This window comes from Aliivibrio logei, from assembly GCF_001691055.1.
In the GTDB taxonomy this organism is placed as follows: domain Bacteria; phylum Pseudomonadota; class Gammaproteobacteria; order Enterobacterales; family Vibrionaceae; genus Aliivibrio; species Aliivibrio salmonicida.
Genome location: NZ_MAJU01000009.1, coordinates 157025 through 182236 on the forward strand (window position 1 = coordinate 157025; position 25212 = coordinate 182236).

Below are 25212 nucleotides of genomic sequence, written 5' to 3' on the forward strand. Positions count from 1 at the left end.
ATTTGTTAACTTTATTAACAAATTTACAGTTAACATAAAAGCAACAACCTTGTACCTAATTATGTTTAAAGTGTGAATGAAAGCATACTTATGAAATTACAGAAACGATCAAAACGACAAACCCCATAACCTCTTATTTACTAAGGTTACTATTCTGTGACAATAGCAACCAAAGTTAGTCAATAACTATCGATCTAGAAACTGTGCTCATCAGGGAATTCTTGGTCACCAGAAACAATTCATCGTCAGAATGGAGCTCAACATGCACAAAAACGAAAACATACCTTTACCCACCAATACCACGGAATGGTTCCTGAATAAAAACAGTCTGATCATTCTCTTCGACGTTATTCTTTTTGCTCTTCTCTATAATTTCTTACCTTTTGAACGAGAGGTTGTGCTTGGATTAAGCATCTTAGTCTTTGTCGCTATTCTATGGCTCACAGAAGCACTGCATGTGAGTATTACCGCCCTTCTTGTCCCTGTACTTGCCGTGGCTTTTGGGATCTTTGATACAGGCAAAGCCTTGAGTAATTTTTCGAACCCAATTATCTTTTTATTCTTAGGCGGGTTCGCTCTTGCAGCCGCATTACACAGACAAGAATTAGATAAAGCCATTGCAGATAAAGTTCTTGTATTAGCAAAGGGAAAAATGAGCACCGCCGTCTTTATGCTGTTTGGGGTAACGGCCGGTTTATCAATGTGGATAAGCAACACAGCAACCACAGCCATGATGCTGCCACTCGTGCTGGGTGTATTGAATAAAGTAAATTCTAAAACAGGTCACAATACGTATGTGTTCGTCCTGCTTGGTATCGCTTATTGTGCCAGTATCGGTGGCATTGCAACCATCGTTGGTAGCCCACCAAACGCGATTGCCGCGGCAGAAGTGGGGTTAAGTTTTACGGAATGGATGGCCTTTGGTGTGCCAGTCACGCTGGTTCTATTACCGATCACGGTTGGTCTGTTGTACTTTCTATTAAAACCAAACCTAAACGAAGTGTTCCAACTAAACCATGCGCCAATCGCTTGGGATAAAGGCAAAGTAGTGACATTAATGATTTTCTCATTAACCGTTATCCTTTGGGTATTTAGTAAGCCAATCAACGCCATGCTCGGTGGTTTTGCAAAGTTCGATACGTTAGTCGCTTTATTAGCGATAATTTTGGTCGGTTTTGCTCGCGTTGTAGAATGGAAAGACATTGAGAAAACAACCGATTGGGGCGTATTGTTGTTATTTGGAGGTGGTATTTGTTTAAGTAACATCCTAAAAGCAACAGGAACCAGTGCTTTCTTAGCTCATAGCTTAAGTGACATTTTATCTCAAGCGGGTATCTTTTTTACTATTTTAACGGTTGCCGCGTTTGTGGTGTTCTTAACTGAATTTGCCAGTAATACGGCCAGTGCTGCGCTCTTAATTCCCGTGTTTTCAGGCGTCGCTGAAGTCCTTGGTATTTCACCTGTCGTGCTTTCTGCGATGATTGCTATATCAGCGTCTTGTGCCTTTATGCTGCCCGTTGCCACTCCTCCCAATGCCATCGTATTTGGCTCTGGTCATATAAAACAATCTGAAATGATGCGCGTGGGTATTTATCTCAACCTTGTTTGTATCGTTGTGTTAACGGCATTTGCCTCCATATTTTGGGCATAATTTACGTTTCATCGGTTAAGTAATACAGATGGCCTCTGCTAAAAACAGAGGCCATGTTGTTTTAACGATTTACGTATTCATTCCAAAGCTCGGCATTTGGATCATTGTCTTGAATCCACTGAGTATTCGCTCTCGCATTCAAATAAAGCTGTAAACCATCAAACAAAGCAAAGGCCATTGGCCCACCTAAATGTTCAAACTCATCAAAAAATTCATCTTCTTGCTCAATCAATAGAGCCAAACTGACACAGTTATTTTTAATCGCCCATTCAATCGCCTCGGGCTGTGCGATTGATCCATCAATAGAAACAGGCACTAAAGGTAATGTGTGTGTGGTTTGTTTTAGCTGCTCTAACTCTTGAATATCAAGCTTATCTTGCTCTTGGGTTAAAATTTCATTAATGATGGTGTTACGATCTCGACTTGAGATCTCTCGGTTAAATTTCGCTATTTTTAATGCGTAACCAAAACGATCAGACCCCACTATTTCAACAAGCGTCTCTAATAACACCAAATCCAAAGACAATGCTTTTACGTGATGCTCAATACAGGTTTGAATGCTTAAATAGCGGATACCATCAAACTCATAGCCACTGCTTTCGTCATAGCCATCTAATGCTTCATTATCAATGGTAAGATCCCAACCAGTGTACTCTACTCGCGCTTTGGCAATTTCATACATAGGCCATGCACTTTTACCAAAGCCTTCTAGAATTGCCCCATCAAATTCTGATTCCGCCAGTTCTGCCTCTGTCCACTGTAAGCCAATACCTAAATGCTTCGCGTATTTGTTCATAAGATCATGTTTTATCTTATCTCTAAACGACCAAATAGATTCAGACACACCCGCCGCCGGCAGTGATAAGCATTCTTTACATGCAGGAAGCTCTATCCCTTGATGGGTAATTTGACGGATCTGATGCGTCGCTTTTGGAAAAGAAAGTAAATCAAATGAAGGCTCCCCACAAAACCAACAGACATGTCTGAGGTTAAAAGGAATATCAATAAGAGAGTAATGAGACATGGGTTTCCTAAATAGAGCAACATCGTATAGGCGCTAAGTGTATAAGACCTAGCTGATGAACACACTCAATTTTGAATCCATTTTAAAAGGAACGAAGCCATTTACGGTTACTAAAAATAAATTAACAATAAATGGCCCGATAAAACAAGAACGCTATTCTTTTTCTCTCAATGTACGGAACGTATTTATTGCCATAGGAATTAACACAATGGCTAACCCAACAATTAAACATTCCATAAACACCATAAAAATGCTTTGAGTTTCAAACATATGAATCCCTTTATCTATTTAACCGTGTCACCTAGCGCTCATTGGTACTTTGTGTACCTATTTATTATTTGAGCTTATTATTGTAAACCAGTTGATAAACTGATTTCTTAACTGGTCCATTATGTAGCATTTCATACGTAAAATGAATGGTGACAAAGCTAAATATTTACAATGCATATCACACTTTGCATTTTACTGTTAACTTAATAACATAATTAACTACAGTTAGTTTTGTGATTAACCAGCCTAATTCAGCAATAAAAATAATGATGCTAAATAACTTGAAAGGGAAAATGAGAGATAAGCACTTACCATGAAAGTAATTATTGGTACTATTTAGGGAATTATAAGCCGAATAGAATAAATGATATGACTTACACTTATTACAATAGAAATGCACAAGATTTTTTTGACAATACAGTAAGCATAAATATGTCTTCTATTTATGATAACTTCCTCTCTCTCTTACCTGAAAAAGCCCATATTATAGATGCAGGATGTGGCTCTGGTCGTGATACTAAATATTTTTTAGATCATGGTTACTCTGTCACTTCCTTTGATGCTAGTGAGCAGTTAGTACACCTAGCAATGGATTTAAGCAATCATCCCATTCAGCATTCGACATTTCTAAACTTTTCAATAACCCCAAAAAGCCAAGACGGCATCTGGGCATGTGCATCTTTATTGCATGTTCCTATGAAACAATTAAAAGAGACATTATTTCACCTTGCTCAATACCTAAAAGATGATGGTATTTTTTACTGTTCATTTAAATATGGTCATAACGAAATGGAACACAATGGTCGTCATTTCACTAATTTAAATGAAACAATACTTAATGATCTATTAGTTAATCTCCCTATTTCAATAAAAAAAACGTGGATAACCGAAGATCTTAGAGCAAACAGAATAAATGAAAAATGGTTAAATATCATACTCGTTAAATAAATAATTTATAAACCTTTAAACAATATCGCACGATGATGAGCTAAATATTTGTGATGGTGATGATGCACACTGAAAGCCATTCCTTCTTTTAACCCTAAAACTTCCGGAGCTTCGAGTTGACTAGAAATCAATAATTCACCCGACTCTCTAAATGAAATAAAACCAAGATCAAAAGCTTTATCTAAGTTAGCAAGCAACAACAAACCATTATATTTATCTAAGCGCTCTTCATTATTAGCCTCTCGCCATGGTTTGATATGAGAAGCCACTAACATTTGCGTATTCTTGTAACCAGTGATGGAACAACCCTTCCACATTTCAATTAATTGTTTTCTGAATGTTCCCTGCCCCATGCGAGCATTAATCATAATTGATTTTTCAGTTTGATTAAGTTTATTGTCTACAACAATACCTTGTATATCCGCTTGTATATCTACATGCGATAAATCGGAAAGAAAACGTTGGTATGAATTTAATGCTGCGCTATACATACTATTACCCCTTTCATTAAATTCTTTGAATTTTTCTAATGAACGGGCACTTTGAGAAAGGCGGCAAAACTCACGAAAAGATTTAACTTCAGTTAACGGCTCCGTAATAAGGCTTTCTTGTATCATCCAATTAGAAATCGACCCTTTAATTGCTTGAGAATAATTTTTAGCTGTTTTCTCAGATTTTCCTACATCCAGAAGCCATTGAACATAAAGATCAGATAAATCAGACAAGTTTTCGATTAATGCATCTTTGCAATCATTCGCAATAATTGGGCTCTTGAAATAATCAAATAACTCATCATCTAGATAAGCATAATCTATTGCTTTACTTGAATATCGTTTAACCAAAGAATCATCAATATCAGCCTTGTAAGATAAATGCCAAAAGCCTTCACTTTTAAGGTGAAAGAAAGGATTTTCTGGTGTGTCTTTATCTTGGCTTTGTTTACGTTCATTAAAAAAATAACTAAAACGCTCTTTTAATATTACAGTCAATTCAATTCTATTTTCATGGATATAACCAGCTCTAATCAAATCCATTACAGCTAGTAACATGCAAACTTTATGTGGACTTCTATGTCCATTTTTACTGTTCATATTAAGGTTACGGAATTTATCTACATAAAATTCAACAGACATACTTCATCCCTATTCTATCTGACCTCATTATTAAAAGGCTAAGATCTATTACAAACAAGCCTTCAAACTAAATGATTAAAAAACACTGCAATAACTCAATTTAAAACAAAAGTCAGTAAGTAAAACATCGTAATATTTACTGACTTTCCCTTACATTTCATGTCCTAATAACTTTACCTATATTGCTATTTATAAAACAGACCTTTACCACATTTATTATAAATAAACCTACTTCATCATCGGATACGTAAAAAACACCAAATGGAAGAAATTGAACAAGAAGTGGAATAACACGGCAACCCACAAGCGTGAGCTGTAATGGAAAGCTAAGCCGTAACCAACACCCGCTAGCGTAGCAAAAGCAACCAAGAGTAAACCGCCGCCAATGTGAGCTAAGCCAAACAAAACACTGGCGATGGCGATGCCAACTATCCAACCAAAACGCTTACTTAATGATTGTTGAACAAAGCCACGGAAGAAGGCTTCTTCTGCAACGCAGGTGAGTAATAAATTGTTTAACGCAAATAACCACCACCAACTTGGCAGGCTGAATTCAGGCTTTAATGCACCTAATCCCCATGCCATTGGTAACAAACTAAATAATGGGATAGCGGTAAGTAGAATCGCTTTTTTATTGAACGTTGCTTTGCTTCCCAATATTGCAGGATAAGCTAATAACAAACCAAAGAAGATAAACGGCTTATCAAGGTTCAAATACATCGTAAATGGAATGCTTAGTGGTCCAGAAACAACCGCGTCTAAAACTTTTGCGTTCGTAAACCCTGGGATTAAGTGCAGAAAAAGAGCCACACACCAAACAAAGATAAAAGCATACGCACCAATCTGCCATTTACGCTCTAAGCTTGGGGCCCTGTAGGCAACAAACAAACCAACAAGCATACCGACTAATCCAGATACGGTTAATCGTTGTTCTATAAGTGCACCAACTAAGGTTAATCCGAGTAACCCTAAACTGACTTTTGTTTGCTGAATAAAAGCCAATGCAATCGCCAACGCAAGTGGCAGCCAAATCCACATCGATAAATCTAAAATCATAACAAATCCTTTAAAATAATAATGACGTCTAAACGCGTCTTAAAAGTGAAACGAAGATTACTCATATGTTGCAGCAATGGACAGCAAAATACGCTTATTCGTCATTATTTTTCAACCTTTGCGCCGGCTAATAGCAGAAGTGCTCTATATACCTATCACTTTAATGAGTAAACGTTTATTATTGAGTGGGTTGCGACACTTCCATTTCATCCAAACTTCCTCCGTTATACACCTGAGTAAACCCTGCTTTTTTTAAATAACTCATCGCTTGACCTGAACGGTTTCCGCTACGGCAATAAACAACAATTGGCGTTTGTTTGTCTATATCAGAAAAGGCTGTATTGATGGTATCTAAAGGAAGGTTTGCTGCCCCATCTAAATGTCCTTGATTAAATTCGCTAGGGGTTCGAACATCGATCAATAACGCCCCCTGCTCTACCAGATCCCAAGCTAATTCACCACGCTCTGATGCCCAACTGGTAAAAGAGATCATCACCAATAATAAGTACAACCCTGCCTTTATTCTCATGCCTTCATCCTTTTTATATATTAAGTGACTCATCTTTGAGTCAATACCAAACAATATACTTTTCACTTGATGGATATGCCATTATTTTAATCCAGATTAAAGAACTGTATCCATATTGTCGTTATATTCACGCTGTCTCATCAAATATCACAAAAATGAACAAGAAAAGAACAGCCATGATGAAAAATAACGATTTAAAGAGGATTCCACTTGAGCACTTTGTTTACTGAAACCCATATTGGCAACATGACATTAAAAAACCGTTTTATAAGAAGCGCGACGTGGGAAAATATGGCAACAGAAGATGGGCACATGACAGATACGTTATACGCCATCTACGAGGAACTCGCTAAAGGCGACGTTGGGTTAATTGTCACCGGCTATGCCAATATCGTCGAAGAAGAAAAGCCAAATGCAGGCATGATGGGAATGTACAATGATTCTTTTATTGAGGAATATAAAGCACTGACCGAATTAGTGCATAGCCATGATTCAAAAGTCGTTATGCAGCTTGCTTATGGCGGCACAAAAACGACCTACAATGTCGGTGAAAGAGTCATTTTCGCACCCAGTGAGGTGTGCGAAAGAGGCACTCTAACCTTAGGTAAAGCAATGACAAAGGATGAGATCGATTACATCGTAAACGCCTTTGCTCAAGCAAGTCGAAGAGCGCAAGAATCTGGCTTTGATGGCGTTGAAATTCATGCTGCACACACCTATTTAATCAATCAGTTTTTAAGCCCATACTATAATCGTAGAGAGGATGAATACGGCGGCAGCTTAGACAATCGCATGAGATTCTTGCTAGACATTTATACTGAGATAAGAAAGCGGGTTGGCAATGACTTCCCTATTTTAGTGAAGCTCACTGCCTCTGAGTTTTTTGAAGGCGGTTTGACCTTCGACGAAACACGCCTCATTTGTAAAAAACTGGAAGAAATTGGCGTCGATGCCATTATCATTTCAGGCAACATTCATGGTAATGCAAGCGCTATGATTGGGGAGTCATTTGATGGTTATACCTTGCAAGAAGAAGGCTACTTCCATGAATATGGTGATGTGATCAGTAAAGACGTGGCTGTTCCGGTAATTACCGTAGGTGGGTTGACTGATATTGACGCAATCGAAGCGATGGCGGCGAACACCAATATTCAATATTTTGCTTTATCACGCCCTTTGCTTGCTGAACCTCAACTCATAAAGCGTTGGAAAGAAGGCAATAGAGCCGCTGTCGATTGTGAACGATGCTCAAAATGCCGAACCAGACGTGGCAATTTTTGTGTGGTGTACAAAAAAAGAAAGCCGAAAAAATCTCAAGACTAATCAATAAATAGCAAAAAGGGTTGGCACAATGGCCAACCCTTCTTTCATCGTTATTTACGTGATGGTGTGTTACTCATATTCTGATGAATACGTCTCTTCGTAGGTGTGTGAGTAAAGCTCAAATAAGTTGCCAAATGGGTCTTCTAAATACACCATTTTAGATGGGTTGTTATCGTCTTCTGGATGGTAGCGCATAATATCCATGCGTACTTTACCGCCAAATTTTTCAGTACGCTCAATCACACCATGAAAATCATCCGTTTGAAGACAAAAATGGAAGATACCGATGCGAGAGAAATCAACCTCGTGGCGTTCTTGACGCTCTTTCATTTCGAATAATTCAAACCCAATACCATCTTTTGTAATGAGATGTGCAATATTGAACCCTTTAAACCCCTCGCCAAAAACAGCAACACACATTCTTCCGATGGCCGTTTCACGCTCTTCTTCTACTTTGGTATTGCCCATAACAACATTAAGACCAAGCGCTTTAGTATAAAACTCAACCGCTTTATCCATATCACCTACCATAATTCCAACATGATTCATTTTCATAATGCGCTCCAAATCCAAATAATATATGCGTTGCTCGTTTTGATGGAATGAGTATATGACTCGACATAGATTACATCAAATTATCAATGATTATAAAAATGATAATTAATATTTATGATCATTTAAGAGATGAATATACCTATTCCTTCATCTAGTAAGTACAACTCTAGTTCGTTATTTCAAAACATTCGACATATAGGAAAGCATGGCGGTGTATTTAGCCCATCATTACTCACTACATAAAAGAAAGACTTTAGATAGCGTGTTCATTTTTAACAAATAGAACCGGGCATAAATAATAATTCGTACTCAAATTATTATTTCAAATTAGCTTCATCCAAAAACATTCGTACAACAAAGCGAGCAATCCTTTATATTTCACATTAGTTATATTCACCCGTTAATCTCATGCTAAAAGTAAGAGTAAAAAATAATAAAAATCAATGCTTTATATGGATTAAGTAGTGATTTTACCACAAAGAAAACATCACTATAAATTAACATCTCATTCTCCACAAAATCCGCCTCTCTTGATTATTTCCATAAAATTACTTATAGTACTAACCAATTTATTAATAACCCTACTTTACAAAGGACTTAAAAATGAATCCCATACTGGAAGTTAAGGGACTGTACAAAGTGTTTGGAGAGGATACTGACCGCGCATTTTCAATGATTGATGAGGGCGCCGACAAAGACGAAGTATTTGAGAAAACAGGATTAACGATAGGTGTTAATGATGTCTCTCTTAGTATTCAAGAAGGCGAAATTTTTGTCATTATGGGCCTCTCTGGTTCAGGTAAATCTACTCTTGTTCGTCTTCTCAATCGACTTATCGAACCAACCAAAGGCAGTGTTTTCCTAAGAGGTAAAGACATTGCACACATCTCCGAAGAAGAACTTCTGCAAGTTCGCCGCAATAACATTTCAATGGTTTTCCAAAACTTCGCATTAATGCCACACATGACGGTGATTGAAAACGCTGCCTTCGGCTTAGAGCTCGCTGGCGTAGATCAAGAAAAACGCAAAAAATGCGCATTAAGTGCATTAGAGAGAGTTGGACTCGATGTTTATTCAGAATCATACCCTGACGAATTATCCGGTGGTATGAAACAACGTGTTGGTCTAGCAAGAGCCTTAGCCTGTGATCCTGACATCCTGTTAATGGATGAAGCATTCTCTGCACTTGATCCTCTGATCAGAGCTGAAATGCAAGATGAACTAATACGACTGCAAAACGATGACAAACGTACCATCGTTTTTATATCGCACGATTTAGATGAAGCAATGCGAATTGGCGACAGAATCGCCATTATGCAAAATGGCGATGTCGTTCAAGTCGGTACACCCGATGATATTCTCAACAACCCTGCAAATGATTACGTCGAAGCCTTTTTCCGCGGCGTTAACATCGCAAGCGTCTTGACGGCCAAAGACATTGCCCGTAAAAAACCAGCCGCTATGTTCAAAAAATCAGAACATGATGGCCCAGCGTCAGCACTCCAATACTTAATGGATAACGACAGAGAATATGGCATCGTCGTAGATAAAAGCAGCCTCTATTCTGGCATTGTTTCCGTTGATTCATTACGTGAAGCACACAAACAGAAATCGTCTCTTGTTAGCGCACAATTGTCTGATGGTATAACACTGACACCAAATCAACCGATCAACGATATTTTAGGACAGGTGGCAAATGTGCCTTATTCCGTGCCTGTTGTTGACGAAAACGGCAATTATTTTGGTGTTGTGACGAAATCACGACTACTTCAGACGTTAGATAAGGGGTAGAACGATGTCATCTGAGCAAACAAACAGTGATCCATGGGCACAAACAGAGGCTCTACAAAGTGACCCTTGGGGTCAAACTGCAGACGCAACCTCAACAACGGCTGATTGGTTAAACAGTGAAACCGTTGATTCCATTCCTTTTGATCCTTTAAATCCCTTTGTAGAAGCGGTTCTTCCCGTCGATCACTGGGTTGAGTCAGGGCTAAATTGGATGGTAGAGCATGGACGTCCGCTGTTTCAAGCCATCCGTATTCCAATCGATTTTATTCTCAGCACATTTGAAACCGCATTAACCTCAACACCCGCGCCATTTATGCTTATTATCTTGTTCTTATTGGCATGGCAATTTTCTAATCTCAAGTTGGGTATATCAACCGCCGTGTCCTTAGTCTTTATTGGCCTTATCGGTGCTTGGTCGGAGGCAATGACGACTCTATCTCTGGTGATGACTTCTGTCTTCTTCTGTTTACTTATCGGGTTACCGCTGGGGATTTGGCTCGCCAGAAGCAAAACGGCTGCGAAATTTATTCGCCCACTTTTAGATGCCATGCAAACCACACCCGCGTTCGTCTATCTGGTGCCAATTGTAATGTTGTTTGGTATTGGTAACGTACCAGGGGTTGTCGTTACGATAATCTTTGCATTGCCGCCCGTCGTTCGACTCACCATTCTAGGTATTCAACAAGTACCCGAAGAGTTAATTGAAGCGGGTCACTCTTTTGGTGCCAATAAAAAACAAATGTTGTATCGAATTCAGCTTCCTCTTGCCCTACCAACCATAATGGCCGGCGTTAACCAAACCTTGATGTTATCTCTGTCGATGGTGGTTATTGCGTCAATGATTGCCGTTGGTGGCTTAGGACAAATGGTATTAAGAGGGATTGGTCGTTTAGACATGGGACTTGCCGCTGTCGGTGGTTTAGGTATTGTCATTCTCGCCATATTACTGGATAGAATCACTCAAGTACTTGGTGTGAATGCGGGTAATACGAAACTGCGTTGGTATCACATGGGGCCAGTCTCTATCGTATTGAAATTTTTTGCTCAAAAGAAAAAACCAGAACCAGAACTAAAACTTAAGGAGAAATAAGAATGATTAATTCATGGAAGAAAGCGCTAACGGTGGGTATCGTTTCTACACTCGCTTTATCAACCAACGTTTGGGCTGAAAAACTTCCTGGCGAAGGTGTGACGGTTCAAGCTCTTCAATCAACGGTTGCTGAAGAGACCTTCCAAACCTCGATTGTAAATCGCGCACTTGAAGAACTCGGCTACGATGTAAAACCAACAAAAGAGGTTGATTACAACGTTGCCTATACATCAATCGCAAAAGGCGACGCCACATTTTTAGCGGTTGGTTGGTTCCCACTTCATGCCGATAAATACAAGATGTCTGGTGGCGATGATAAATTCTATCGCCAAGGCCAATACGTTAGCGGTGCCGCTCAAGGTTACTTAATTGATAAGAAAACCGCTGAGAAATATGGCATCACAAACATTGGTCAATTAAAAGATCCTAAAATTGCTAAGTTGTTTGATGCTGATGGTGACGGCAAAGCCGATTTAACCGGTTGTAACCCGGGGTGGGGTTGTGAACTGGTTATTGAAAATCAGTTATCTGCCTACAAACTGAACGACACCGTAACGCATAATCAAGGTAATTACGCGGCAATCATTGCCGATACTATCTCTCGTTATAAAAACGGTGAATCCATTCTTTATTACACGTGGACACCTTACTGGGTAAGTGGCGTTCTTGTTCCTAATAAAGATGTAGTCTGGTTAGAAGTGCCTTTCTCTGCCCTACCTGGTGATCGTAAAGATATTGATACTACGTTGTCTAACGGCAAGAACTACGGTTTTGAAATGAACTCTATGCGTATTATTGCAAACAAAGAGTTTGCTGCTGAAAACCCATCAGCCGCTAAACTATTTGAAATCATGAAATTGAATATCAATGACGTGAGTGCTCAGAATATGATGATGAGCAAAGGCAAAAACAGCTCAGCTGATATTCAATCTCATGTGAACGGTTGGATAAAAGCAAATCAGAAACTGTTTGATTCTTGGATAGCCGAAGCGAAAAAAGCCGCAATGTAATCAATGGCTAGATCGTAACAGTAAGTGGTTACATAACATCAAACATTAAGTCATTAAACAAAGGCCATTAGCACACGCTACTGGCCTTTTTGATCTCTGAACCTTGAATATTCACCGCACCACAGAAGCAAACATCAAATTCGGCGATCTTTTTATACTGCACAATAAATAAACGAAGCGTTATTATGGTATTTTTATTCCATAGTCATTGGATAAATACGCTATTTTTATCTTAACTAACATTGCTTATATTACTCCCATCAACAACGCGTTGGACGGATGTTCTGCCTTTCGCTTTTGTTTACGAATTTAGGAAGTAGATATGACTCACCCAATTATTGCCGATTTGAACTCTCGTTACACCGCTAAAAAATACGACGCAACTAAACGTATTTCAGCAGAAGACATGGATGTGATTAAAGAAGCGATTCGCTTATCTGCGTCTTCAATTAACTCTCAACCTTGGAAATTCATCGTTCTTGAAAGTGACGAAGCAAAAGAGCGTTTCCACGGTACGTTTGCGAACATGTTCCAGTTTAACCAACCGCATGCGAAAGAAGCGTCACACACAATTTTATTCGCACACAACCCTAAGTTCGATAAAGAACAATACCGTAAAGTGGTTGATGCTGAAGTAAGTTCTGGCCACCTTCCAGCTGAGCGTTACAACGACATGCTTGATGGTGCGTATGGTTTTGTTGAGCTAAATACAGATGAGTCTGGCTTTAACGGCAACTGGACTAAAGCTCAATCTTACATTGCTTTAGGTAACACACTGCATACGCTTGCTCGTATGGGTATTGCTTCAACGTCTATGGAAGGGGTTGATGCCGCACTAATTGGTGAAACATTCAAAGACGAGCTTGATGGCTATGTTTGTGATTTTGCCCTTGCTTTGGGCTACCACAAAGACGTTGAAGATTATAACTACGGTCTTCCAAAAGCACGTTTACCAATGGAAGATGTAATTACTGTTCTATAAGAATAGAAACAATAATTATAGAGAAGGTCAGACATATGTCTGGCCTTTTTTGTATCTATCAATAACAGAACATTAGGCAATCATTACGAGCGCCCTCTTTCTATTTTATCTTATCTCGTATTTTTTGATAAATACACTCAGCTAATTGATGAGTCGCGATATTGCGATCTATTGTCTTACTCGCTAATGCCCCTTTCTCTACCACCTGAATCCAATCTTGGATCATGCGATCAAACCCTTTACTGCTCAGCATCGGCGTCCAATCTTGTAGTGTGAGTTTTTGCTCTGTACTGTTTTGCCATATTTTGCCTTCCACAAAAGAAGAAAATTCGTAAGCTTGATTTTCATAACTGGCAGAGACACGTTCTGTGGTAATACCAAAATGACGATCCATTGAGGCATGCAATAGGGTATTCCCTGCTTGCCATTGCACGTCCAATCTCGCCAACTTATTGCCCTGCATTTGATAGGTAATACTGAGATCATCAATACTCGATTGAGCATTTAAATTGATACTATCTAGAGGATGAATAAAATCATCAAAAATGAAAGTACGAAGTTCACCAGGCAATGCATGGCGATGTTTCTCCCAACGCAGCGAACGTAAATGACCTAGCTCACCTTTTGCTAGTTCAGGCAAATGTTGGTTATACAGTGGAATATGGCGACGGTTAAACCCAACATACAACGGTTGATTGTGCTTATCTGCCATCGCATAAAGTTTCTCAACGTCTTCTGCTGAGTCAGCAAGTGGCTTATCAACAAACGTAGGTATACCGTTTTTCAGAAAAAAAGACGCAATATCAACATGCACTTTAGTTGCGGCGTGGATCATAACGGCATCTACCCCCATCGTTAACAGTTGTGGGTAATCTTCACAGATCTGATCAACTCGGTATTTTGAGGCCAACTGTTTTAATGTCTCAGAGTTTCGAGTGCAGAAGACAGGCTCTACCCCTTCGAGCTGAGTAATGATAGGCAAGTAGGCTTTTTGAGCAATATCCCCTAAACCGATGATTCCAATTTTCATTCTTATCCTTGTTTATATTAATCGCCTCTTTTCAGTATAATTTAAATTATTTTAACATTCTTAAGATGTTCACGTTATTAAGACAATATTCATCATAAGTCATACAAAAACACGCTTATTTATGCTTCAATCTATCCATTGTCTCCTCTACCTGAGAAAACCATGACGATTGAAAAGTTTGATTCTATTTATCAACGAGCGGCACAACGTAAAGGTGGAAAAGATCAACTGGAGTTACGACTTCATAAACCTCTTTCCCGTGAAGAACTTGCTGATATTCCCAATGACCGTTGGTTAGCCGCGTTTACTGAAAAGGTATTTCAGTGTGGTATCTCATGGGACGTCGTTCGTAAAAAGTGGCCTAATTTTGAAGAGGTCTTTTTCCAATTTCGCATTCAACCCTTATTACTTCAACCAGAAGAAACTTGGGAAGAAAAAGCCAGTGACCCACGAATTATTCGCCATTTAACCAAGGTGATGACCGTGCCAGCCAATGCCATGATGATTAACATTGCGAGTCTGAAAAATGGTTCATTTGGTAAGATGGTTGCAGAATGGCCAAGTGATGACATCATCGGACTTTGGGCCTATTTAAAGAAAAATGGAAAACGACTCGGAGGGAACACAGGAGCCTATGCGCTGCGTCAGATGGGTGTTGATACATTTATCATGTCATCGGACGTAGAAGGTTACTTACGCAGCTGTGACATCGTTGACAGCGGCCGTGATACGAAACGTGCACAGCAAGCGGCGAATAACGCGTTCAATCAATGGCAAAAAGAGTCTGGGCGCAGCTTATCGGAGATCAGTCAAATCATAGCGTATAGCTGTGGTGATAATCGTATTTAACGGCTTATTAACGAGCATCTTATCTACTGGCCTACTTTTCTATTACTGATTTTTATCATAAAAAAAGCCAATTTGAATCACACTTTTAAAGCGTTCTCAAATTGGCTTTTACTTTATTAGCCTAAATACATTAAGCCAATAATATCTTATACATTGTTCGCTTTATTATGCGTTGGCAGTATCTGATTGCTCAGTGGTTTCACCACGAATAATGCGAGTCAGTTTTGGTGCAATCAACAACGTAATCACTGCAACAACTGCTGTCGCGTAACCAATCTTACCAAATACATCACTGTAGATAGCCAGAGTTTGATTTGCATCCGTTAAACCTGCAGGTGCCGTTGTTAGTGTCGCAACCCAACCCGCAATAACGGCCGCAGTAGCAGAGGTTAAGAACCACATACCCATTGCAAAACCCATCATGCGTTGTGGAACAAGTTGTGCCACCATCGCAAGACCCAAGCCAGAAACAAGTAGCTCACCAACGGATTGGAACGCATAACAAACCACTAACCAGTTAGAGCTCATGATGCCATCTGCGTTAGCAAAGCTTGCACCGAATTTAAGAACAAGGAAAGACAATGCACACAGCACCATACCGAAAGCGAACTTGTAAGGCATAGCGAAACGCTCACCTAAGTTATTATAAGCAATGGCAAGTACTGGGCTAGCAATCATGATCCAGAATGGATTCAATGCTTGGAACTGTTCCGGAGCAACTGAAATACCAAACAAATTATGCTCGATATTATGAATCGCAAAGAAGTTTAATGAGGTTGGCATTTGGAAATAAAGAACAAAGAACACAACGCCTTGTAACATTAGGGCAAATGCCACCAACATTTTTGCACGTTCCAAACCTTGAATTTTAAATGCTTCCTTCATATAAAGAACAACAATCGTAACACCAACGACCACTAAGATTGCGTGAGCATAGAAAATGTTTTGCAATAATATTGAACATAAAAAGCTTAATGCTACCGCACCAACAACCACGCCTAAATAACGGCCTTTGTTTACAGGAGCAAGATCCGGTTCAGAACCGACGCCTTTCACCATACGAGAACACATTAAGAAGTTAATTACAGTAATGATCAAGCCAACAGCACTGACGCTAAACGCCATCCCGTAGCCAAATTTACTCGCAATCCACGGAGTCAGTAACATAGAGAAGAATGAACCAAGATTAATCGCCATGTAATACATCGTAAATGCACCATCTAAGCGTTGGTCATCTTTGTCATATACTTTTGCAAGCAAGCTTGATGGATTGGCTTTAAATAAACCATTACCCATTGTAATGAAACCCATCGCCACGTAAATCAAACCAGAGCCACCGATATTGCCTGCCGATGCAGAAATACCAAGTAACGCATAACCGATGGTGAGAATAAGAGCGCCGAGTGTAATTGTTCGTTTTGTGCCAATGACTTTATCACCGACCCAACCACCAATGGCGACCGAACCAAAAATCAATGCAGAGAATGCCCCAAAGAGTACAAACGACTCTGATTCTGACATTCCTAAAATTTTAACGAGATAAACAGCTAAAATGGCTTGCATGCCATAGAAACCAAAGCGTTCCCAAAACTCTATTGAAAATATTAAATAGAATTGCTTCGGTTGCTTGAAAACATTCAAGTTAGACATAAGTAACTTCCTGTATGTGTTGTGATTGTATATTATTTTTTTTATATATATTTATGCATTACACAACCAACTTACTTACTTAACATTTACTTATCACTAGCCATAAATGGAATCTAATTTACCATTATTGATAAAAACAATAAAAACCTATTGAATCAAAAGATTACAGAATAAAATATAATGAAACATTTAGTAACAAATTATACTGACATTACGATGACACTCATCAGCAGTCGTTGATAAATAGGAAGTTGTTTGTTTTATAGACATAATTTTGAGAAAAGAAAATACGATTCATAAAAATGGCAGTAGATATAATCATCTACTGCCATTCATTTTACTAGTTATATTGTCGCTTATTAGACTTACATACCCGTTTGTTTACGATGTTTAAAATCAACTAATACGCCAAGAGCAAAGACACCAATAGTCACAAATAGAATACTTTGGAATACGTGATGATACTGTGTTGCAGAGACAATTAAATCTAATGCCCCGCCTTCTGCTCCAGTGTCTGTCGCTGTAAATTGTGCAATATCTGCTGCCAGATAATTCGCCACAGAGCCACCTGCAAGCATGTAGATACCCGCTAATGTGCCCGTTGCTCCTTGTGGGTTCAATCGTGTAATTGCCGCAAGTGCCACAGGGTCAATGAACAACTCAGCAACGCCAATAAACAATAAACCAATCAATAACCAGACAAAGGTCGTTTCGCCACTCGCCATCGCCAATTTAGATGATAGGGTAATTAAGCTAAAACCAGCCGTCAGTAACAAAAGACCAATATTAAGCTTAGTTAATGTTCTTACTGAAATGCTTTTTGAATCAAGCATTTTCCATAACCATGCAACCGCCGCTCCCCCAACGATAACCGCAATAGGGTTAACTGATTGGAAAAAAGCAGTAGGAATAGTAAAACCGCCAACGTTTGTATTTACGTTACGCTCGATAAACAAGCTAATAGAACTGCCACCTTGTTGATCAAATGCCCAAAACACGGTACCAAACAGCATAAAGTACATAATTGAATTCAGCTTTTGACGATCTTCATGATGACTTTTACGGTACAAATTAATGATATGCACAAGAGACATCAAACAAATCACGGTTAAAATGTAACCCGCCCATAAGTTTTTCAATACAAAAACCAAACCTAGGGTCGATAGCGCAACTAAAATAACCAGTAAGAACCAATGCGGGATCCCTGCCCATCTTTTCGTTAATGCACTCATATTCGGTTGTCTTACATGAGTAAAATACTTACGGCCAGTAGAAAAAACACACAAGCCAACAAGCATACCGATACCGGCTAATGAGAAACCAACATTCCAACCCCATTTCATCGCAGCAAAACCACATAAGATAGGAGAAATAACCGAACCGATATTGCCACCAATATAAGAAATAGAGAAACCCGCTTCACGCCCGTGCTCTTGTTCTTTGGTTTGGTACAACTCACCCAATAAACAACTTGAATTGGTTTTAAAGAAGCCGTAACCACAAATGATCAACGACAACGCTAAATACAGAGTCGTATGATCGCTACTTGGAAGACTCAATACAAAGTGTCCACTCACCATTAATAGGCTACCAATAACCACTGACCAGTAGTTACCTAAGTATTTATCCGCTAAATAGCCACCAATGATAGGTGTCACGTACACTAACGATGTATACGCACCATATAAGGCATACGCGTGTTGATCCGACATTAATAGCTTCTCAGTTAAGAAAAGAATCAATAAAGAACGCATACCGTAATAGCTAAAGAATTCCCACATTTGGATCGAAATAATATGAAATAACCCTTTAGGCTGTTTGATCGTATTCATCTGTTGTCCTGTCACTGTTGCATTAAATAAGTATCACTATCAATGATCGATACTTATTCATTAATATTGGGTAAACATACACAGCAACTTTCAAAACACCAAGAAAATTGCGGCAAATCCCGTGCAACATAAGTTTGCAAAAATAGACACTCAAGAAAAGAGCCATATGCTTTTTGATAATCACTCGCTTATAACAGACATATTCTTCATTTAAAGAACACTATATTTGAGGTTGGTTAATCTAAAATTATCATATACTCTAAATATCATAACTTTCTATTATCGTAGGCATACATGTTAAATCCTCTTTGGTTACATACCTTTAAAACCTTAATTGAGGTGGGTCACTTCACCCAGACAGCCGAAAAACTCTATATGACTCAACCCGGAGTAAGCCAACACATCAAAAAATTAGAATCGGCTTGTGGTTATGCATTAATAAAACGAGAAAAGAAAAGTTTTGAATTAACAGAGCAAGGCCAAAGAGTGTATGAATATGCGTTGAAGACAGCCAAAGAAGAGTTAGAACTGTTGCAAGACCTCAGTTTTGATAACCCTTACTCTGGAGAATGTAAGTTAGCTTGTTCTGGTTCATTGGCACAATGGCTCTACCCTGCATTACTTTCATTACAAAAAGAGCATTCTGGATTATCTATTCATCTTGAGGCGGCCCCAAATCAAAAGATATTCGCAGACATGATGTCATCCAACATCGATTTAGGCATTGTTACCCACATTCCAAGTAAAAGTCTTTATCATAGCCAAGAAATAGGAACCGAGACATTATGTCTGATCTTGCCTAAAGCGTACCAAGGAAAAGAAATCACCGCCGATACCTTGCGTGAATGTGGTTTAATCTCTCACCCTGACTCCCTACATTATTTGTCTCTCTATTTTGATTTGTGCGGAGAACCGACGTTGGCAAACATGAATCTAAGTGAGCTGCCAAAAACAGGGTACGTAAATCAACTAAACCAAATATTATTGCCTGTATCAAAAGGGCTGGGATTTACGGTGTTACCAAAAAGTGCAGTAGAGAACTTTATAGACAAAGATTCTTTATATATTGCGAAGGGAATGAATTCGGTAGAAGAAACACTCTATTTGGTACAAAAAAGGCATCGTAACTTATCTAAACGTTACGACACCATTCGTCATTTATTACAAACAAAACTTTCCTAGGTGGCGAATTATCACTCTTTCTTATTTAGCTCAAGTAAAAATCCAACGCCTAATACTGCGGTGATAATCGTCACCGCATAACTTATCCAAATAACCAATTCGGTTAACGGACTTAAACCCGCTTCAACCATAAAACATCACTCCTCCATGAGCGTACTTCTGTTTAACATCGTGCTTGTTTATTTCTTAGTTAGTGTACTCAAAAATAGGTACTCAATTTTGTGATCATAATCCTAAAAAACACTTATTGATAAAAAAGAAGATAATAACCGTGATTAATCTCTCGCTTATTTTTTCCTATTGAGTGTATTAACAATTACAGAAAACTGTTGTCTACCTCGAAACGGTCTTTATAACCTCCATTTTTGATTTGAAAAAAAGAAACTTACTTTCAATACTATTTATGTAACAAGTTAATACGGAAGAGAATTATGACGAAATTAGTATGCCCATGCTGTCATCAACATCAAGAATGGTTCTATAGTGAGACCCGTAGTGTTTGGCTTTGTATTTGCGGCCATGTGATTTTCATGGCGTAGTTCAAACATAACAAAAAAATAATGTGAGGTTCAATTTCCTTTATTAAACTTACTATTAAATAAAAACGTTTTTATTGTAGGTGGATAAATGAAATGGATTTCAATACCAATACTTGCCGTTTGGCTTTTTTGTCCATTCGCTAAAGCAGCGTCTCTCAGCATCGCCTTTTTAGGCTACAGTAATCATTATATTGATAATAATTACGATTATAATGAGAATCATGATTTAATCGGATTAAGCATAAATGATGGGTTCAGTATTGCTCATTTTACTAATTCTTATAACAACACATCCGTACTCGTTGGTTGGCGATTTAAAGTAGAGCAAGCCTTAAAAATTCAAGACTTGTCTATTTCAGCCGGTATTGTAACCGGTTTGGTTACTGGGTATGAAAAAGACCAAATCATCACTTACATCAACGAAAACATCAGTTTTTATTTGATACCTCAAATTATTCTCTCTTATCCGATCACCAAAAGTACATCTCTTTCTTTAGTTAATGGGATCATACCTGATACCCATGGCGTTATATTTATGCACCATCTTGAGTTATCTTTTGGCGACGTGTTCTAACTTTTTCGCTTGGGAAAATACAATCAATAATTCATCAAAAAGTAGTGTGTTGGGGCTTTTTCCTATCGTACCTTTATTGCCATTTTTACTTTCGAGTTCTAAAGAATAGCCTTTACGCTGTATATAGCCAACCAGAATAAATACAATAAACACCAGTAAAGTGGCAGTTTCAACCCAAGGAAATGACGATTCTTGGCTAAGAGCATCCAATATAGGCAAAATAAGAAACCACCCAATGGTGTAAAACATAACGAGACTAAACAACCCTAATCCTAGTGCGTATTTCATTCTATCTTTCATCGACCATTCAATAATAGTTAACCCAGTAATATTACCCAATGGCTCTGAATGTCCTTGATAAGTAAAATTAGCTTGAGTAATTTTATATTCTGTCGATTCAAATAATACGTTATCCATAATGCCATACCCATTCTATTTTTATCATTATTTAATACCAATCAAACACTTAATTACTTGATATTAATTAGCTTACCTTTTTACCAAATATCATTTTATAGATGGATTGGAAAAAAATAGCGACACTATAGCCAGTATCCGCTTTGCCATATTCATCAACAGCATAAATAAAATTAGAGTTAAATTTTTCAACAGCTTCTTTAGGCGTGTCAGCATAGATAGCATCATCTTCAACTTCAAAGCCTTGTTGCAAAAGCGCGGCTTTCTCTTTAATAAAAGAGTCAGAGGCCATATCAAGGTAGGTATAGTGTTTACGGTCACTATCAGGGATACAAAAAAATTGATATTTAGTCATATTCATTTCCTCAGTAAAATAAAACGTCTCAAAAGGGGAGTCAAATTGGCGTGATGCTTTATTTACTGAATGAATAATAGAACTTAATTCATTCATAATTAAGATAAATATATAAAGAAATCACTCCACGAACAATGGGAAAAGTAATAAAAACGAGAGTAGCTCACATTATATATAACTATATTTAACAAAAAACGGCTCACCAAATTTAGATGAACCGTTTAATCAGATTAAATAATCCCTTTGGTACAAACAACGCTTTATTAATCTAAAGACTTTTTAAATCGCTTAGACGCGATAAATAAACCAATAGCAGTGAAGATAATCATCCACAACGTATCTCGCCATAAATCCATCAAATCCGCACCACGTAGAACAATGCCTCTGATCAATCTCATGAAGTGTGTCGCGGGTAAAATTTCAGCAATCCACTGAGCAATAACAGGCATACCTTCATACGGAAACATAAAACCTGATAATAAAATCGAAGGCAATAAGATGAAGATAGTCATTTGCATTGCTTGAAGTTGTGTTTTCGCAATGGTCGAAATCACCAATCCAAGAGTTAAGCTTGCGGCAATAAACAATAATGTGCCTAATAAAATTTGGCTTAATGATCCATTAATCGGCACACCAAAAATTACATAACCTAAACCAAGAATAATGAAGACTTGAATTAAACCAACGAAGATATACGGAATAATTTTAGCAACCATCAACTCAAACGATCGTATTGGTGTCGTAATGAGTAGCTCTAAATTCCCTCTTTCTCTTTCTCGTACAATCGCAGAACTGGTAAAAAGCACCATCGTCATGGTTAAGATAACACCGAGTAGTCCAGGAACAATATTGACCGCAGATCGTCGACTTGGGTTATAGAACAAAGTGACTTCAAACGTTTTCGCATGAGCGCTGTTTCGCACATCAAAATCAAGATCCGTTAATGGCATGGTTTGTAAGCCAAGAATCGCCGCACTTATCATGGTGTCTGAGCCATCAACAATCCATTGCCCTAGCTCTCTTCCTTGCATCATCCGCTGAGTAATATCTTTTGGTAATACTAACGCAGCACGAACAATACCCTGTTGGATGGCTTTTTCTGCTTCTTCTACGGTTGAGTAATGTTGCTCAACGCTAACCACTTGAGTCACTTTCACCGATTCAGTGATCATTCGCCCAAAGGCACTTTCACTTTGATCAACAACCGCAACAGGTATGTCTCTAATGTCGGTATTAATCGCATAACCGAATAATAACAATTGAATCAAGGGGATCATAATAACCATGCCAAAGGTCAATTTATCTCGTGATAATTGACGAACCTCTTTAAGCATAATGGCTTTCATACGATTAAGTGATTTCATTGGCGTCCCTTCCCTGTCACGGTAACAAAGACATCTTCTAAACTTGGGCGCGCCCTATTCATCTCTGCGTCTTTTAACTCAGGAAATTCGGTTCTCAACCATAAAATAGGGTCACTCACACGTTGATGAATAAGCACTCGTAATCGTATTCCTAACTGAGCGGCGGATCTCACTTCATTTCGCTTTATTAACCTGTTTTTTAATACGCGTAAATTATCCGTTTTCACTTCAACAATATTCACCCCCATGTTTGCCATTAATGTTTCTGGCTCTCCATCGGCACGAATAACGCCAGATTCCATAATCGCTAACCGATGGCAACGTTCCGCTTCATCCATGTAATGTGTCGTCACCAAAATAGTGGTGCCTTTATCGGACAGATCAAATAATTGCTCCCAAAATTCTCGACGATTTTCAGGATCCACCGCTGACGTTGGCTCATCTAAAAACAATAATTCGGGATCATGCATTGTCGCCGCCGCTAATGATAACCGTTGCTTCTGACCACCACTCATGCCCGATACCCGTTGTTTTCGGAGTTGGTCAAGACCGTAAGTAGCAAGTTGTTCTGTAATACGCGCGGCTAATAATCGTTTTTCCATTCCAAAAATTTGACCTATAAACTCTAGGTTTTCTTCCACACTTAAATCGTCATATAAAGAAAACTTTTGAGTCATGTAACCAATTTTCAAACGTAATGCCTCGGACTCTTTAGGGATACGTAAACCAAGTACATCAATATGGCCCGATGTAGGACTCAGTAATCCTGTTAGCGTGCGGATAGTGGTCGATTTACCGCATCCATTTGGTCCTAAAAAACCATAAATACTGCCTTTAGGGACGGATAAATTAATGCCATCTATCGCGGTAAAATCACCAAATTTCTTTACCACATTGGTGGCTTTAATCGCGAAATCAGTCATTAGAGTCGTCCTTTTTCAAGATAACTTGAGCAGGAACCCCCGAAGGTAGAGAAGCCGCAGACTCGGGTAAATCGACTTCGGCTAAATACATCAAGTGCGATCGGTCTTCTTCAGTCAGTGCATAATAAGGAGTAAATGAAGGCTCGGACGCAACCCAGCGAACTGTGCCTTTAAAGGGTAAATCAATGCCATCCACTGCCACTGAAAACGTTTTCCCCGGAATAAACCCAACACGATAAGAGGCAGGAACATACACTCTGGCATAAGGGATACGATTTGCTTGAATAACCGCCACAAACCCATTAACTGGAACGCGCTCACCTAAGTTGTACGGCAGATTATCTAAAATTCCATCACGTGTTGCGACAATGGTTAACTCATCTAATTTTTGCTGTTGTAACACCACTTCGGCTTTCATTGCATCAAGCTCTGCTTTGGCTTGATCGATGTCTTCTGGTCTTGCCCCTGAAGTCAGTTTGGAGAACTCTTCATTGGCAGAATTCAATGCCGCACGAGAAGAGTCCCGCGACGCTAAAGCCGCGTCTTTATTTGATTGACTCGTCAGTTTTTTCTTTACCAATTCAACCATTCGACGATAGGTCTTTTCAGCATCAATCAATTGGGCTTTCGCTTGATCAACTCGGGCTTGAGCAGACGCAATATCTTCAGGCCGCTCGCCATTGGTTAACCGCTGTAAATACGCTTGGGCTTTCGCCTTATTAGCAATAGCGTAAGCAAGAACTGCAGTTTGATTTTTTGTATCAAGTTGAACCAACACATCTCCAACTTTTACCACACTACCTTCTTTCATCGGTAATGCTCGGATAATCTCATTGGAGGTCGCAGAGAAGGTCACTCTGTCTCGTTCTAACGTTCCTAGGGCTTCATCACGCTGCTCAGGTCCACAACCTTGTAATATCACCACGCAGATGAATCCTAATAATAATTTACGCATCCTTCTCTCTCCTGATATTAACTACTTACAGTTTAGTAAAAATAACGCCATCACTCAAAACAATCCCATCTTACTCCTAAAAAAAGCCCCATTGAATATCTTCATTCAACGGGGCTAATTACAATGTCATCTTATAAAGTATTAACATCTTCAAAAATGTTAATACTTAAATAAAATAAT

General features: G+C 38.8%; 23 protein-coding genes. 10 read left to right on the forward strand and 13 right to left on the reverse strand.

All coding sequences use genetic code 11. From position 1 onward, the window contains the following. The first annotated feature begins 262 nt into the window (after positions 1 to 262). A complete protein-coding gene (locus A6E04_RS09840) occupies positions 263 to 1651 on the forward strand; it encodes an SLC13 family permease (RefSeq protein WP_017022617.1) in 1389 nt (462 codons plus the stop codon). Between the two features lie 61 nt (positions 1652 to 1712). Here A6E04_RS09840 and A6E04_RS09845 read toward each other — a convergent pair whose 3' ends face one another. Next, the gene (locus tag A6E04_RS09845) at positions 1713 to 2675 is read right to left on the reverse strand and encodes a hypothetical protein (protein WP_065611149.1); all 963 of its coding nucleotides are present in this window, start codon (positions 2673 to 2675) and stop codon (positions 1713 to 1715) included. Between the two features lie 639 nt (positions 2676 to 3314). Between A6E04_RS09845 and A6E04_RS09850 the strand changes: the two genes are divergently transcribed. After that, the gene (locus A6E04_RS09850; RefSeq protein WP_023602663.1) at positions 3315 to 3893 is read left to right on the forward strand and encodes a class I SAM-dependent methyltransferase; all 579 of its coding nucleotides are present in this window, start codon (positions 3315 to 3317) and stop codon (positions 3891 to 3893) included. A 5-nt stretch (positions 3894 to 3898) separates the two neighbouring features. Here A6E04_RS09850 and A6E04_RS09855 read toward each other — a convergent pair whose 3' ends face one another. From A6E04_RS09855 to A6E04_RS09865, 3 genes are all read right to left on the reverse strand, one after another. Beyond that, complete coding sequence (locus tag A6E04_RS09855; RefSeq protein WP_023602664.1) at positions 3899 to 5026, reverse strand: HNH endonuclease; 1128 nt, start codon at positions 5024 to 5026, stop codon at positions 3899 to 3901. Positions 5027 to 5254: 228 nt separating this feature from the next. Further along, a complete protein-coding gene (locus A6E04_RS09860) occupies positions 5255 to 6082 on the reverse strand; it encodes a CPBP family intramembrane glutamic endopeptidase (protein ID WP_017022611.1) in 828 nt (275 codons plus the stop codon). A gap of 178 nt (positions 6083 to 6260) precedes the next feature. Next, the gene (locus A6E04_RS09865; RefSeq protein WP_023602665.1) at positions 6261 to 6611 is read right to left on the reverse strand and encodes a rhodanese-like domain-containing protein; all 351 of its coding nucleotides are present in this window, start codon (positions 6609 to 6611) and stop codon (positions 6261 to 6263) included. A 210-nt stretch (positions 6612 to 6821) separates the two neighbouring features. Here A6E04_RS09865 and A6E04_RS09870 point away from each other — a divergent pair, with 210 nt between their 5' ends. Further along, positions 6822 to 7934 carry an NADH:flavin oxidoreductase gene (locus A6E04_RS09870; RefSeq protein ID WP_065611151.1) on the forward strand — a complete coding sequence of 371 codons (1113 nt, stop codon included), beginning with the start codon at positions 6822 to 6824 and terminating at the stop codon, positions 7932 to 7934. 69 nt (positions 7935 to 8003) lie between these two features. Here the strand turns inward: A6E04_RS09870 and A6E04_RS09875 are convergent, their stop codons facing one another. Continuing rightward, positions 8004 to 8489 (reverse strand): VOC family protein, encoded by a 486-nt coding sequence (locus tag A6E04_RS09875; RefSeq protein WP_017022609.1) that lies wholly within the window; start codon positions 8487 to 8489, stop codon positions 8004 to 8006. Positions 8490 to 9092: 603 nt separating this feature from the next. Between A6E04_RS09875 and proV the strand changes: the two genes are divergently transcribed. From proV to A6E04_RS09895, 4 genes are all read left to right on the forward strand, one after another. Further along, on the forward strand, positions 9093 to 10280 hold the full coding sequence (proV, locus tag A6E04_RS09880) for a glycine betaine/L-proline ABC transporter ATP-binding protein ProV (RefSeq protein WP_017022608.1): 1188 nt from the start codon (positions 9093 to 9095) through the stop codon (positions 10278 to 10280). A gap of 4 nt (positions 10281 to 10284) precedes the next feature. Further along, entirely contained in the window at positions 10285 to 11370 is a 1086-nt protein-coding gene (proW, locus tag A6E04_RS09885; RefSeq protein ID WP_065611153.1) for a glycine betaine/L-proline ABC transporter permease ProW, read from the forward strand. Positions 11371 to 11372: 2 nt separating this feature from the next. Further along, on the forward strand, positions 11373 to 12380 hold the full coding sequence (proX, locus tag A6E04_RS09890) for a glycine betaine/L-proline ABC transporter substrate-binding protein ProX (RefSeq protein WP_023602668.1): 1008 nt from the start codon (positions 11373 to 11375) through the stop codon (positions 12378 to 12380). 322 nt (positions 12381 to 12702) lie between these two features. Continuing rightward, entirely contained in the window at positions 12703 to 13362 is a 660-nt protein-coding gene (locus A6E04_RS09895; RefSeq protein WP_017022605.1) for a nitroreductase family protein, read from the forward strand. A gap of 100 nt (positions 13363 to 13462) precedes the next feature. Here A6E04_RS09895 and A6E04_RS09900 read toward each other — a convergent pair whose 3' ends face one another. Then, on the reverse strand, positions 13463 to 14392 hold the full coding sequence (locus A6E04_RS09900) for a Gfo/Idh/MocA family protein (protein WP_065611155.1): 930 nt from the start codon (positions 14390 to 14392) through the stop codon (positions 13463 to 13465). A 162-nt stretch (positions 14393 to 14554) separates the two neighbouring features. Here A6E04_RS09900 and A6E04_RS09905 point away from each other — a divergent pair, with 162 nt between their 5' ends. Beyond that, entirely contained in the window at positions 14555 to 15241 is a 687-nt protein-coding gene (locus tag A6E04_RS09905) for a DNA-3-methyladenine glycosylase I (RefSeq protein WP_017022602.1), read from the forward strand. A gap of 165 nt (positions 15242 to 15406) precedes the next feature. On the opposite strand, the gene dtpA is transcribed toward A6E04_RS09905, so the two are convergent. After that, on the reverse strand, positions 15407 to 16891 hold the full coding sequence (gene dtpA / locus A6E04_RS09910; protein ID WP_023602671.1) for a dipeptide/tripeptide permease DtpA: 1485 nt from the start codon (positions 16889 to 16891) through the stop codon (positions 15407 to 15409). A 365-nt stretch (positions 16892 to 17256) separates the two neighbouring features. Further along, complete coding sequence (locus A6E04_RS09915) at positions 17257 to 18723, reverse strand: peptide MFS transporter (protein WP_017022600.1); 1467 nt, start codon at positions 18721 to 18723, stop codon at positions 17257 to 17259. Between the two features lie 294 nt (positions 18724 to 19017). Here A6E04_RS09915 and A6E04_RS09920 point away from each other — a divergent pair, with 294 nt between their 5' ends. Further along, on the forward strand, positions 19018 to 19905 hold the full coding sequence (locus A6E04_RS09920) for a LysR family transcriptional regulator (RefSeq protein ID WP_065611157.1): 888 nt from the start codon (positions 19018 to 19020) through the stop codon (positions 19903 to 19905). A gap of 627 nt (positions 19906 to 20532) precedes the next feature. After that, positions 20533 to 21018, forward strand: a complete 486-nt coding sequence (locus A6E04_RS09925) for a hypothetical protein (RefSeq protein ID WP_017022597.1) — start codon at positions 20533 to 20535, stop codon at positions 21016 to 21018. On the opposite strand, the gene A6E04_RS09930 is transcribed toward A6E04_RS09925, so the two are convergent. From A6E04_RS09930 to A6E04_RS09950, 5 genes are all read right to left on the reverse strand, one after another. Next, positions 20995 to 21435 (reverse strand): hypothetical protein, encoded by a 441-nt coding sequence (locus A6E04_RS09930; RefSeq protein ID WP_065611159.1) that lies wholly within the window; start codon positions 21433 to 21435, stop codon positions 20995 to 20997. The genes A6E04_RS09925 and A6E04_RS09930 overlap by 24 nt on opposite strands. A gap of 67 nt (positions 21436 to 21502) precedes the next feature. After that, on the reverse strand, positions 21503 to 21790 hold the full coding sequence (locus A6E04_RS09935; RefSeq protein WP_065611275.1) for a hypothetical protein: 288 nt from the start codon (positions 21788 to 21790) through the stop codon (positions 21503 to 21505). A 263-nt stretch (positions 21791 to 22053) separates the two neighbouring features. Continuing rightward, complete coding sequence (locus A6E04_RS09940) at positions 22054 to 23154, reverse strand: ABC transporter permease (protein ID WP_017022595.1); 1101 nt, start codon at positions 23152 to 23154, stop codon at positions 22054 to 22056. Further along, on the reverse strand, positions 23151 to 24077 hold the full coding sequence (locus A6E04_RS09945) for an ABC transporter ATP-binding protein (RefSeq protein ID WP_017022594.1): 927 nt from the start codon (positions 24075 to 24077) through the stop codon (positions 23151 to 23153). The genes A6E04_RS09940 and A6E04_RS09945 overlap by 4 nt, the downstream gene beginning before the upstream one ends. After that, positions 24070 to 25032: an HlyD family secretion protein gene (locus A6E04_RS09950; protein WP_017022593.1), complete on the reverse strand. Its 963-nt coding sequence runs from the start codon at positions 25030 to 25032 to the stop codon at positions 24070 to 24072. The genes A6E04_RS09945 and A6E04_RS09950 overlap by 8 nt, the downstream gene beginning before the upstream one ends. Between the last annotated feature and the right edge of the window lie 180 nt (positions 25033 to 25212).

Coding starts and splice junctions, on each gene's coding strand:
- A6E04_RS09840 (WP_017022617.1), top strand. CDS start 263: ATGCACAAAAACGAAAACATACCTTTACCCACCAATACCACGGAATGG.
- A6E04_RS09845 (WP_065611149.1), bottom strand. CDS start 2,675: ATGTCTCATTACTCTCTTATTGATATTCCTTTTAACCTCAGACATGTC.
- A6E04_RS09850 (WP_023602663.1), top strand. CDS start 3,315: ATGACTTACACTTATTACAATAGAAATGCACAAGATTTTTTTGACAAT.
- A6E04_RS09855 (WP_023602664.1), bottom strand. CDS start 5,026: ATGTCTGTTGAATTTTATGTAGATAAATTCCGTAACCTTAATATGAAC.
- A6E04_RS09860 (WP_017022611.1), bottom strand. CDS start 6,082: ATGATTTTAGATTTATCGATGTGGATTTGGCTGCCACTTGCGTTGGCG.
- A6E04_RS09865 (WP_023602665.1), bottom strand. CDS start 6,611: ATGAGAATAAAGGCAGGGTTGTACTTATTATTGGTGATGATCTCTTTT.
- A6E04_RS09875 (WP_017022609.1), bottom strand. CDS start 8,489: ATGAAAATGAATCATGTTGGAATTATGGTAGGTGATATGGATAAAGCG.
- proV (WP_017022608.1), top strand. CDS start 9,093: ATGAATCCCATACTGGAAGTTAAGGGACTGTACAAAGTGTTTGGAGAG.
- proW (WP_065611153.1), top strand. CDS start 10,285: ATGTCATCTGAGCAAACAAACAGTGATCCATGGGCACAAACAGAGGCT.
- proX (WP_023602668.1), top strand. CDS start 11,373: ATGATTAATTCATGGAAGAAAGCGCTAACGGTGGGTATCGTTTCTACA.
- A6E04_RS09895 (WP_017022605.1), top strand. CDS start 12,703: ATGACTCACCCAATTATTGCCGATTTGAACTCTCGTTACACCGCTAAA.
- A6E04_RS09900 (WP_065611155.1), bottom strand. CDS start 14,392: ATGAAAATTGGAATCATCGGTTTAGGGGATATTGCTCAAAAAGCCTAC.
- A6E04_RS09905 (WP_017022602.1), top strand. CDS start 14,555: ATGACGATTGAAAAGTTTGATTCTATTTATCAACGAGCGGCACAACGT.
- dtpA (WP_023602671.1), bottom strand. CDS start 16,891: ATGTCTAACTTGAATGTTTTCAAGCAACCGAAGCAATTCTATTTAATA.
- A6E04_RS09915 (WP_017022600.1), bottom strand. CDS start 18,723: ATGAATACGATCAAACAGCCTAAAGGGTTATTTCATATTATTTCGATC.
- A6E04_RS09920 (WP_065611157.1), top strand. CDS start 19,018: ATGTTAAATCCTCTTTGGTTACATACCTTTAAAACCTTAATTGAGGTG.
- A6E04_RS09925 (WP_017022597.1), top strand. CDS start 20,533: ATGAAATGGATTTCAATACCAATACTTGCCGTTTGGCTTTTTTGTCCA.
- A6E04_RS09930 (WP_065611159.1), bottom strand. CDS start 21,435: ATGGATAACGTATTATTTGAATCGACAGAATATAAAATTACTCAAGCT.
- A6E04_RS09935 (WP_065611275.1), bottom strand. CDS start 21,790: ATGACTAAATATCAATTTTTTTGTATCCCTGATAGTGACCGTAAACAC.
- A6E04_RS09940 (WP_017022595.1), bottom strand. CDS start 23,154: ATGAAATCACTTAATCGTATGAAAGCCATTATGCTTAAAGAGGTTCGT.
- A6E04_RS09945 (WP_017022594.1), bottom strand. CDS start 24,077: ATGACTGATTTCGCGATTAAAGCCACCAATGTGGTAAAGAAATTTGGT.
- A6E04_RS09950 (WP_017022593.1), bottom strand. CDS start 25,032: ATGCGTAAATTATTATTAGGATTCATCTGCGTGGTGATATTACAAGGT.